Source organism: Stenotrophomonas hibiscicola ATCC 19867 (assembly GCF_000382065.1).
Lineage (GTDB): Bacteria > Pseudomonadota > Gammaproteobacteria > Xanthomonadales > Xanthomonadaceae > Stenotrophomonas > Stenotrophomonas hibiscicola.
The window spans coordinates 13,310-23,446 of sequence record NZ_KB907498.1 but is presented as its reverse complement, the minus strand read 5'-3'; the positions used below and the strand labels follow the sequence as shown (position 1 = coordinate 23,446).

The 10,137-nt window shown below is 68.3% G+C and carries 10 protein-coding genes; 4 read left to right on the top strand and 6 right to left on the bottom strand.

Annotation, left to right across the window (positions count from 1 at the left end; genetic code table 11):
• The first annotated feature begins 67 nt into the window (after window positions 1–67).
• The gene (locus G370_RS0100095) at window positions 68–595 is read left to right on the top strand and encodes a hypothetical protein (protein ID WP_019658771.1); all 528 of its coding nucleotides are present in this window, start codon (window positions 68–70) and stop codon (window positions 593–595) included.
• Between the two features lie 280 nt (window positions 596–875).
• Here the strand turns inward: G370_RS0100095 and G370_RS0100090 are convergent, their stop codons facing one another.
• From G370_RS0100090 to G370_RS0100065, 6 genes are all read right to left on the bottom strand, one after another.
• Window positions 876–1,274 carry a hypothetical protein gene (locus G370_RS0100090; protein WP_019658770.1) on the bottom strand — a complete coding sequence of 133 codons (399 nt, stop codon included), beginning with the start codon at window positions 1,272–1,274 and terminating at the stop codon, window positions 876–878.
• A 94-nt stretch (window positions 1,275–1,368) separates the two neighbouring features.
• The gene (locus tag G370_RS0100085) at window positions 1,369–3,408 is read right to left on the bottom strand and encodes an FUSC family protein (protein WP_019658769.1); all 2,040 of its coding nucleotides are present in this window, start codon (window positions 3,406–3,408) and stop codon (window positions 1,369–1,371) included.
• 3 nt (window positions 3,409–3,411) lie between these two features.
• The gene (locus G370_RS0100080) at window positions 3,412–4,872 is read right to left on the bottom strand and encodes an efflux transporter outer membrane subunit (protein WP_019658768.1); all 1,461 of its coding nucleotides are present in this window, start codon (window positions 4,870–4,872) and stop codon (window positions 3,412–3,414) included.
• Window positions 4,869–5,786, bottom strand: coding sequence for an efflux RND transporter periplasmic adaptor subunit (locus G370_RS0100075; RefSeq protein ID WP_026346892.1), 918 nt, complete (start codon window positions 5,784–5,786; stop codon window positions 4,869–4,871). The genes G370_RS0100080 and G370_RS0100075 overlap by 4 nt, the downstream gene beginning before the upstream one ends.
• Complete coding sequence (locus tag G370_RS0100070; RefSeq protein WP_010487502.1) at window positions 5,783–5,992, bottom strand: DUF1656 domain-containing protein; 210 nt, start codon at window positions 5,990–5,992, stop codon at window positions 5,783–5,785. Before G370_RS0100070 ends, G370_RS0100075 begins: the two co-directional genes overlap by 4 nt.
• Window positions 5,993–6,100: 108 nt before the next feature.
• A complete protein-coding gene (locus G370_RS0100065) occupies window positions 6,101–6,556 on the bottom strand; it encodes a MarR family winged helix-turn-helix transcriptional regulator (protein ID WP_012481667.1) in 456 nt (151 codons plus the stop codon).
• 688 nt (window positions 6,557–7,244) lie between these two features.
• On the opposite strand from G370_RS0100065, the gene folE reads away from it, so the two are divergent.
• From folE to G370_RS0100050, 3 genes are all read left to right on the top strand, one after another.
• The gene (folE, locus tag G370_RS0100060; protein ID WP_004141296.1) at window positions 7,245–7,856 is read left to right on the top strand and encodes a GTP cyclohydrolase I FolE; all 612 of its coding nucleotides are present in this window, start codon (window positions 7,245–7,247) and stop codon (window positions 7,854–7,856) included.
• Window positions 7,857–7,968: 112 nt separating this feature from the next.
• A complete protein-coding gene (locus G370_RS0100055; RefSeq protein WP_019658766.1) occupies window positions 7,969–9,438 on the top strand; it encodes a DUF3375 domain-containing protein in 1,470 nt (489 codons plus the stop codon).
• A complete protein-coding gene (locus tag G370_RS0100050) occupies window positions 9,425–10,126 on the top strand; it encodes a DUF4194 domain-containing protein (RefSeq protein ID WP_019658765.1) in 702 nt (233 codons plus the stop codon). The genes G370_RS0100055 and G370_RS0100050 overlap by 14 nt, the downstream gene beginning before the upstream one ends.
• Window positions 10,127–10,137: the final 11 nt, after the last annotated feature.

Sequence of the window (10,137 nt, the reverse complement as noted above, 5' to 3'; positions counted from 1 at the left end):
TGCCCTTTGATGACGCCGTCGGCGCTACCTATCCTGCGTTGCTACCCCACGACACAGGAACCGGCACATGGCCCTTATCGCTCTGGATGACCCACGATGGGCCGAACTGCAGCATGCCTACGGGGCTGCGGATGACATTCCGGAGTTGCTGGCCAATCTCAGTATCCCGAAAAACGAAAGATCCGAAGACGATCCGATCGAGGACACTTGGCACGAGTTGTGGAGCAGCCTGTGCCATCAAGGGGACGTCTACAGCGCTTCGTTCGCGGCGGTGCCGCATATTGTTGATGCGCTTCGGCGGCAGCCAGAGCTCCTGATGTTCGACTTCGTTGGGCTGCCGATCACAATCGAGATCGAGCGAAGGGAAGCTGATATCGAGCTCCCTGAATTTCTGGAGCCGCACTACTCAGAATCGCTTCAGTGCCTCGCGCGCTTTGCTGCCAGCGTGATCCTGGACACGCATGACAGAAGCATGAGTTCAGCGTTGCTGACAACGCTTGCGCTGGCCCACGGCAATACCGGCGTCGCACGCATGCTTGGGCAGATAACCGCTTACGAAGCGGATGAAGCGGTTGATCTGTTCCTCAATCGCTAGCCAGAAGCAGTCGAGCATGGCTCGACTCTACAACAGCGTACTTCGATCATTCCGACGTTCAACCACGCATGGCGTGGATCTACTGCAGACCGCAGGAAACTGTCGAAGGCGGGATGGGTCCGGTTGAGGGGGTGTGAGCGGCATGGATGCCGCGACCAAGCCCCCATGGATGGGTTGACGGCGTCCCCCTCAACCGGACCCACCCCGCCATCCCAAGGAATACCCGCTTTTGACGTTGACGTTGCCTCGGCAGGTGCAGGGCGTTGCCCTGCCGCCCCCATCATTCCGCGATCAGCACCAGCCCATCCGGGAACACGATCGCCGCTTCATCGGCACTCACATCGAAGAACCCCACGCCGTGCTTCTCGGCCAGGTCCTGCACGCGGCCGTGCGCGCGCTCGGCCACCGAATAGGCAAACGCGCCGTAGATCACCTCGCGGCCGATGCTGTACTCGGTCACCTCGGCGCGGTCGTCATCGTCGTTGCTCAATGGGCCGTTCAACGGCGGGAAGTCCTGCGCCATCTCCGCAAACCACGCCTGCAGCGCCGGGCTGCTGACCGCCGGGTCGTCGTACTCGTGGCGCTCGTTCCACTGCGTCTGCTTTTCGAACCAGGCGATGAAGGCCGCCGCCTCGCGTGGCGCGGCGCTGGCGTCGAACACCATCATGTCGTAACTCATTGAACCGTCCTGTGGGGATCGCGAGTGGCCGCCGGGCATGGCCCGGCGCTACCGGGCCACGATGGTAGCGCCGGGCCGCGCCTGGCGGATCGCATTACACGGACGGCGATTCGGCGCCTACCCATCCCGGCGCCAACGCCTTCGCCTCCGGGAACAGCGCGAAGCGCAGGCCGATCAGGCCCATCAGCGCCTCGTCGCGCGCCTTGCAGGCGGTCACGCTGCCGACCCGTCCCAGCGAGGTATCCAACCGCTCGCGCAATGCGTCGGCCGCCACAATCGGTTTGCGCGCAGCGATCTGCCGGCGGTAGTGCACGGCGATCTCTTCAAGAATGTGCTCGACCGCCTCACGGCTGCGCTCGGGCAGTTCCAGCCGTGCACGGCGCAGCTGCAGGATGTTCAGGCCGATGCGCGCCTCGTTGAGCATGTCCACCGAGGCGATGTCACTGCCCTCGGGCGTCGCCGCCAGGCGCGGGGCGAGCAGGCCCAGCAGGTCGAGCATGCGTGCGGCGAAGCGCTGCCGGTCCTGCTGGCCGCGTCCTTCGGCGGCTTCGGCCAGCGTGGTCCAGCCCTGCCGCACCAGCCGGCGTGCGGTCCACTCGGCACCTACCGAACGGAACAGGCGGGTCATCACCACTGCAAAGCCAATGCCGATGAACATCGCGATCGACGAGTTGAGGAAGGTCTGGATGTTGGCGCTGTAGGTGTTCTGCAGGCTCAACAGCGCGGCCAGGTTCACCGTCAGCGGCAGCGCGAACAGCGCGCTCTTGGGGTGATGCAACAGCAGCCCCAACGGCAGGAACGCCACCGCCAGCACCAGCGCCAGCAGGCCGAAGTCGTGCACGGCCGGGAACACGCCGAACAGGTACACGCCGGCCACCACCGAGGCGACCATCGCCCACACCAGGAACGACACCATGCTCGGTGCCGGATCGTCCTGTGCGGCGAAGAACGCGGCGGTCACCGCGGCCATCATCGCGCCGTTGCCGCCGCCTTCCCATCCCAGCGCGATCCACAGCACGCAGTAGCTCATCAGCGCCACGCCGGCACTGAGCGCGGAGAACAGCGCCATGCCGTAGTCGACGTGCTTGTCGGCCGCCACCCGTTCGGTGCGGATGCGGTAGTGCGCGCGGTCCAGCGGCGCGGTGCCGTGGTCGATGGCATGCTGCAGGGTGCGGCAGTCCTGCCACAGGTCCACCAGTTCTTCCAGGCGCAGCAGCAGGCTGGCCAGCTGCAGGTGCTGCAGGTCGCGGTCCACCTGCGGCTTCAGCGCACTGATGCGCGCGCGCAGGCGGGCGTACTCGCTGGCATTGGTCGGCCCGTCGAGCCAGTCGTGGATGTCGTCGATCAGCTCCGGCAGGCCTTCCGGCAACGCCTGGCCATCGCTGCGCAGCGCACTCAGGCGGTCGGCGATCGAGGACAGCACCGGCAACAGCAGCAGCATGCGCTCGCGCAGGCGCTCCATCGATACCGCCGACCCTGCATGGCGTGGATCATCGCGGCGCAGGAATTCGATCAATGCCTCGAACTGCACCAGATCGGCGGCCAACCGGTTGCGCGGCGCGTGTGCACGGCCACGTTCCAGGATCTGCCGGCACCACTGCGCGGCGTCCTCCATCCAGTTGCCGATGCGGGCGCGCAGCATCGGGCGCACCGAGGCCGGGAACAGCAGCGAGGCGAACAGCACCGCCACCACCGTGCCGAGGATGATCTCCTCGCTGCGCGCCACCACCGTGTCGAAGATGGTTTCCGGCGAGGTCACTGCGGGGAAGCCGATGAAGGCGGTGGTGTAGCCGGCCAACAGGAACGCGTAGCCGCGCGGCCCGCGGTTGAGCAGGGCCATGAACAGGCAGCCGGCCAGCCAGATCGACATCGCCGCGCTCAGCACCAGCGGCGTTTCCACCAGTGCCGGCAGCACCAGCAGGGTGGCCAGGCCGGCCACCAGGGTGCCGACGATGCGGTACACGCCCTTGGCACGGGTCGGGCCCAGCAGCGGCTGGCTGACGATGTACACCGTGCCCATCGCCCAGTACGGGCGCGACAGGTTGCCGGCCATGGCGATGTACAGCGCGGCCACCGCGGCCAGGTAGGTCTTGATCGAGAACAGCCAGGCCTGGCGGTCGGTCAGCGCGTTCATGGCTTACTTCGCTGCGGTCGGGGTGCCGGCCGCAGCGGTGCTGGCTTGCCAGCCGCCGCCCAGCACCAGGAACAGATGGATCTGGTCGCGTGAGACCTGCGCTTCGGCGGCGGCCAGGGTGGCATCGCTGGTGGCCAGGCTGCGGTCGGCATCCAGGCTGGACAGGTACGGCGTGCGGCCACCCTGGTACAGCCGGCGGTTCTGCTCGGCAGCCAGTGCGGCCTGTTCCTGCGCGATGCGCAGCGACTGCAGCCGGCGCAGGTCCTGCGCATAGCGGTCCAGCGCGGTCTGGGTCTCGCGCAGCGCCTGCAGGACCGTGTGGTCGAACTCGGCCAGCGCCGCGTCGGCACCGGCTTCGGCGGCGTGGATGCGCGCGTGCGTGCCCGACGACGGCAACGTCCACGAGATCAGCGGGCCGATCGACCATTGCTGGGTCATCGGCGTGCCGAAGTCTTCCAGCAGGCCGGCGGCACCCACCGAGGCACCCAGGCGGATGTCCGGATACAGCTCGGCGGTGGCCACGCCAATGCGCGCGGTGGCCGAGGCCAACTTGCGTTCGGCCTGGCGCACGTCCGGGCGGCGCTGCAGCAGCGCGCGGCCATCACCGACCGGCAGCGGCTGCGCCAGGCCGGGGGCGTGTGCACAGTCGATCACGCCAGCCGGCAGCTGGCCCGGGGTCTGCCCGAGCAGGGCGGCCAGCGAATAGGCGGCCGCCGAGCGCTGCGCATGCAGCGGCGGCAGTGCAGCTTCCAGCAGCGCCACCTGGGCATTGGCGCGGGCCAGCTCCGGCGGCGTGCCGCGGCCCGCGGCGATCAGGCGCTCGGTAACGTTGCGGCTGCGCTGCTGCAGCTGCAGCGAATGCTCGGCCACGTGCAGTTCGTGGTTGGCGTGGCAGATTTCCAGGTAGCTGTCGGCCACCTGCGCGACCACGCTGACCTGGGCCAGATCGCGCGCCGCAGCGACCGACTGCTCGTCGGCACGCGCCGCTTCGGCGCCGCGCTTGAGCTTGCCGAACAGGTCGAACTGGTAGCTGACCGCGAACTTGCCATCGGCCAGGTTGATCACCGGCAGCTCGTGCTCCTGCAGGAACGATTCGGCCGACAGCTGCGCGCGGCTGACGCCGGCCTCGGCCTCGTACTCGAAGCCGCCGGCGTCCAGCGCCTGTTCGTACACGGCGGCGGCGCGGCGCAGGTGCGCATCGGCGGCCTTCAGTTCCACGTTGTCACGCAGCGCCTGGGTGATCAGCCCGTCCAGCACCGGGTCGTTGTACAACGACCACCAGCGGTCGGGCAGCGCCTGGTTGGCGGCCACCTGCGGGTTCTGCGTATCGATGAAGGCCGCATTGGCCTCCGGGCGCTTGAACGCCGAGCCTTCCGGCAGCGCGTAGTCCGGGCCGACGGTCCTGCACGCGGCCAGGCTGGCCAGCGCGACGATCAGGCCGAGACGGGGCAGGGTGGCGTTCACAGGCCCGCCTGTGTCGGCGCGGTGCCGACCTTGTCTGCACGCTTCGTGCTGTTGGTCTGTACGGTCACCGTGGCGGTACGGCCGGCAATCAGCTCAACGCCCTTTGGCACTTCGTCGATGGCGATGCGCACCGGAATGCGCTGCGCCAGCCGCACCCAGTCGAAGGCCGGGGTCACGTTCGGCAGCAGGGTGCTGCCGTTGCTGCGGTAGCGGTCCTCGATGCCGGCGGCGATGCTTTCCACATGGCCACGCAGCGGGGTCGACTCGCCCATCAGGCGGATGTCCACGCGCTGCCCCGGCGCCACGCCGCGCAGGCGGGTTTCCTCGAAGTAGCCATCGATGCGGAACGAGCCGGTATCCAGCAGCGCCAGCACCGGCTTGCCGGCTACCACGTAGTCGCCCACGCGCATGGTGCGGTCGTTGACCCGGCCATCGGCCGGTGCGCGCACTTCGGTGCGGCCCAGGTTGAGCTCGGCCAGGTCGACCGCCGCCTGTGCGGTGGCCAGCGCAGCCTGTGCGGCCTGCAGCTTGGCGCGGCGCACTTCGGCGTCCTCGGCGGCAACCAGGTCCTGCAGGCTGCGGTCGCGGCCGATCTCGCGGCGCAGCTGTGCCACCGAGGCTTGGCGCTCGGCCAGGCTGGCCTTGGCCTGCTCCAGCGCGATGCGGTAACGGGCGCGGTCGACCACGAACAGCAGGTCGCCCTTCTTCACCGCCTGGTTGTCGGCCACGTTCACCGTTTCCACCAGGCCCGAAACATCCGGCGCCACCTGCACCACGTCGGCGCCGACATGGGCGTCGCGGGTCCACGGCTCATCCATGTAATAGACCCACAGCTGGCGCAGCACCAGCAGGGCGACGATCACGGCTGCGCTGGTCAGCAGTATGGGCAGGGTCTTCTTCACGATCTTGTTCACGATTGCATCCAACGCAGGAGGTGGAACAGCAGGCCCAGCACGATTCCGTACAGCGCCAGGTTGAACAGCGCCGGGTGCCAGACATGGCGGTAGGCGCCGGCACGCTGCAGCAGCGCGTGCAGGCCGCTGTTGACCAAGTAGGCCAACAACATCAACCCGAGCAGGGTCGGGACGAACACTCCATGGAGACTGAATTCACCGGGCATCGGTAGGGGCGGGGGCGAGGTGGGGAAGGGGAGGAACAACGAAACAACGGCAACGGGTAAAAGCCGCTGGCGTGTGCACGGCAGCGGCGGTGTTCGGGGGCAGCGGTCTTACGTGATGCGGTCGGCGGCCTCGGCCAGCAGGCGCCATGCCTTCAGCACGGCGTGCAGTTCATCCATGGAAAGCTCGCCGAACACGTCCTGGCGCAGGCCGATCAACTGGTCTTCCAGCTCGCTGACCAGCGCATGGCCCGCATCGGTCAGCCACAGCAGGTTGGCGCGGCGGTCGCTGGCGTCGCTCTCGCGGCGGACCAGGTCGCTGGCGCACAGCTTGTCCAGCAGGCGCACCAGGGAGGGCCCTTCCATGCCCAGCTGCTGGGCCAGTGCCACCTGGCGGATGCCACCGCCGGAGCGTCCGATCATCAGCAGGGGCATGGTGCAGGCGGTGGAGATGCCGTAGCTGCCGAGCCGACTGTCGGCCAGGCGCTGCCACTGCCGCCCTGCGTAAAGCAGGCCGGAGCTGAGCTGCATCTGCAGCACGGTGCGCTCGTCGAGAGGTCGGTCCATAAGAGATAGATAGGATACTACTAATTTCATTCCTATCAATGGTTTTTGCTGAATGGGTGGGTGGGTTGAGGAAAGCGTCGCGCCTGCTGGCTATCGGCTGGGGTGGCGGAGGGCCGGACGGGGCAGGGCACGCTGCAAGTACCCCTCCGGGGCCCGGCCCAGCCGCTGGCGGCTGGGCGTTCGGTCGCTTGCGAAGCGGTGCTTCGCAAGCAAAGCGCCCTCACCCATGTAAGCTCGATCGGCGCATCCATGCGCCTCACGGCCCCGTCCCGCCCGGCCCTCCGCCACCCACCCCACATCCCCCGAGCGCGGAGGGTTGGCTCTTAAAGGCAAGGGCAGAAGCAGTGCGGACCAACGGTCCGCACCCACCAGGGCAGTGGCCAAAGCGGCGGCGCGCCGCTTCCGAAGCCATGAACCCCCGCTTTTGCCTCCGCTTTCGGGCGGTCCGGCCTCGCCCGCGGGAAACCGTCAAGGAGGGGGAGAGGGGGCTGCGCAGGACCGTTGGCGCCATGGATGGCGCCATCGAGCCCCCAGGGACGGGTTCACGGCGTGTCCTGCGCAGCCCCCTCTCCCACTCCAAATCGATAGCAACGACGCGCCAACAAGACCCCCGATGAACCGTCCCAACAGGACGACCCACCCCCCGGTCGGGTACGATGCTCGCCCCCCGTTCGGGACGCTGTACGCAATGAGCAAGAACAACGAAAAGGCCGCCCCGCAGGGCGACGTGACCCAGGACCAGGCCGAGGATGCCGTGCGCACCCTGCTGCGCTGGGCCGGTGAGGACCCGTCCCGTGAAGGCCTGCTGGATACGCCCCGCCGTGTCGCCGAAGCCTATGGCGACTGGTTCAGCGGTTACCGCGACGACCCGCGCGCCTACATGGAGCGGACCTTCGAGGAAGTGGCCGGCTACGACGAACTGATCGTCCTGCGTGACATCGAGTACGAAAGCCACTGCGAACACCACATGGCGCCGATCATCGGCCGCGTGCATGTCGGCTACCTGCCGGCCGGCAAGGTGGTGGGCATCAGCAAGCTGGCCCGCGTCGTCGAAGCCTACGCCCGCCGTTTCCAGGTGCAGGAGAAGATGACCGCGCAGATCGCCCAGTGCATCCAGGACGTGCTGCAGCCGATCGGCGTCGGCGTGGTCGTCGAAGGCGCCCACGAATGCATGACCACCCGTGGCATCCACAAGCGCGGCGTCAGCATGGTCACCTCCAAGATGCTGGGCAGCTTCCGCGACGACGCGCGCACCCGCGCCGAGTTCCTGCGCTTCATCGAAGTGGGCGGCAAGCGCTGAGCCGCTTGCCCGCACCGCGCCGGCCCCTGGTGGCCGGCATGCCCACGGCTGCCCACGCAGCCGCCGTGGGTGGCTGCTTGTCCCCACCAGACCTCATGACTCTTTTCGCTGCATGAAGCATCGCGAACGCATTGCCCGTTACCGTCACCTGCGCGAACAGCCCCAGTGGAAGCTGCTTGCCGCCGACCATGCCCCGGAAATCATCGGCCTGTTGCAGGGCCTGCTGATGGACGGCGAGCGCACGTTGCCTTCGTCGGTGCTCAACGAGCGCCTGCAGCGCGCGCTGGACCAGCTGGCCGGCGATGAACTCTCGCGCGAGCTGCCGCGGACCGCGCAGGCCTACATCGCGCACTGGCTGGCCCAAGGCTGGTTGGAGCGCCGCCTGCCCGAAGGCGCCGACCAGGAACAGTACGAGCTGTCGACCGCAGCGCTACAGGCGATCCGCTTCGCCGACGGCCTCGAGCAGGCTCGCGTGGCCGCCACCGAGAGCCGCCTGGCACTGGTCATCGAACAGCTCTCGCAGCTGGCCGCGCAGACCGAGTCCGACCCCGATGCCCGCCTCTCGGCGCTGCGCGACGAGCGCGACCGCATCGACGCCGAGATCGCCCGCGTCGGCGCCGGCCGCGTCACCGCGCTGGATGGCAAGCGCGCCCTGGAACGTGCGCGCCAGATCATCGGCCTGGCCGACGAGCTGACCGAGGATTTCCGGCGCGTGCGCGATGACTTCGAGCAGCTCAACCGCGAGTTCCGCGAACGCATCATCGACGATGAAGGCGAGCGCGGCGACGTGCTGTCGCAGCTGTTCGAAGGCGTGGACGTGATCGGCGAGAGTGATGCAGGGCGCAGCTTCCAGGCCTTCTGGCGTCTGCTCAATGACGCCGAGCAGAGCGCCCAGCTCGATGCCGCGCTGGAAGCGGTGCTGGCGCGTGGCTTTGCCCGGCGCCTGGACCGCAACGAGCGCAACTTCCTGCGCGGCTTCACCAGCACCATGCTCGAGCGCGGTGGCCAGGTGCACGACGTGCTGCAGCACTTCGCGCGCAGCCTGCGCGGCTTCGTACAGAGCCGTGGCTATCTGGAGCAGCGCCGCCTCAACCAGCTGCTCAAGCAGGCGCAGTCCGAAGCGCTGGCGCTGCGTGACGAGTTCCCCGCACAACGCGGCATCGGCCGCGACCTGCAGCTGACCACCAGCCGCCTGCGTTCGTGGTCGCAATGGAAGCTGCACGATCCGCGCAGTGCCCAGGTCGATGGCAACGTCGAGTACAACGACGCGGCCGCGATCAGTCTGGAAAGCGTCGGCGATCTGGTCGCTTCGTCCGAAATCGACTTCCGCACCCTGCGCCGCGACCTGCACGACCTGCTCGATGCACAGCCGCGGCTCAGCATCGCCCAGGCCCTGTCGCAGCGCGAAGCGCCGCAGGGCCTCGGCAGCGTCATCGGCTACCTGTCGCTGGGCACGCGTTTCGGCAACGTGGTCGCCGGCGAGCAGGAGCTTGCGCAATGGCGCGGTGGCGACGGCCAGATCCGCCGCGCCCGCATCCCGCTGGTTTGGTTCACCCAGGAGAGACGCCATGAGCTGGCATGAAGATCCCATCGAAGCACCGCAGGCCGACGTGGCGGAAGACGCCTACGAGGCCGAGCCGGCGGCGACCATGGCGCAGCCCCGCCGTGGCAACGACGTGTACTACCTCGGCGACACCGGGCGCCTGCCGCTGGATGCGCGCCGCGCGCTGTGCCAGCTGCTGATCGGCCCCAGCATCGACCAGCTGCGCCACGCCAAGCTGTGGCCCGCGCTGATCCGCAGCGAAGCGGCCATCCGCTCATCGCTGGCGGACCTGTTCCTGGAACTGGTGCTCGACCGCGACAGCGGCGTGGCGTTCACCCGCCAGGCCGATACCGAAGACGTTGATGCGCCGGTGCTGCTGCGCACCTCGCCCCTGACCTTCATCGACTCGGTGCTGCTGCTGTACCTGCGCCAGCAGCTGGCCGAGGCCGATGCACGCGGCAACCGCGCGGTGGTCGCCGACGCCGAGATGGCCGAAGCGCTGGCCATCTATGAAAAGAACCTGTCCACCGACCGCGCCGGCTTCAACCGCCGCGTTGCCTCGGCGGTGCAGAAGATGAAGGACAACCACATCCTGACCCGCCTCAGCGGCCAGGATGACCGCCACGAAGTCTCGCCGGCGCTGAAGCTGCTGTTCTCCGCCGAAGACGTGTCCCAGCTTTCGGCGGTGTACCGCCAGCTGCGCGAAACCCCGGCCGCCGAGGCCTGAGAGACCCGACC

What these genes read in the sequence shown, in the direction of transcription:
- folE (WP_004141296.1), top strand. Translation starts at nt 7,245, where the DNA reads ATGAGCAAGAACAACGAAAAGGCCGCCCCGCAGGGCGACGTGACCCAG.
- G370_RS0100085 (WP_019658769.1), bottom strand. Translation starts at nt 3,408, where the DNA reads ATGAACGCGCTGACCGACCGCCAGGCCTGGCTGTTCTCGATCAAGACC.
- G370_RS0100050 (WP_019658765.1), top strand. Translation starts at nt 9,425, where the DNA reads ATGAGCTGGCATGAAGATCCCATCGAAGCACCGCAGGCCGACGTGGCG.
- G370_RS0100095 (WP_019658771.1), top strand. Translation starts at nt 68, where the DNA reads ATGGCCCTTATCGCTCTGGATGACCCACGATGGGCCGAACTGCAGCAT.
- G370_RS0100065 (WP_012481667.1), bottom strand. Translation starts at nt 6,556, where the DNA reads ATGGACCGACCTCTCGACGAGCGCACCGTGCTGCAGATGCAGCTCAGC.
- G370_RS0100070 (WP_010487502.1), bottom strand. Translation starts at nt 5,992, where the DNA reads ATGCCCGGTGAATTCAGTCTCCATGGAGTGTTCGTCCCGACCCTGCTC.
- G370_RS0100090 (WP_019658770.1), bottom strand. Translation starts at nt 1,274, where the DNA reads ATGAGTTACGACATGATGGTGTTCGACGCCAGCGCCGCGCCACGCGAG.
- G370_RS0100055 (WP_019658766.1), top strand. Translation starts at nt 7,969, where the DNA reads ATGAAGCATCGCGAACGCATTGCCCGTTACCGTCACCTGCGCGAACAG.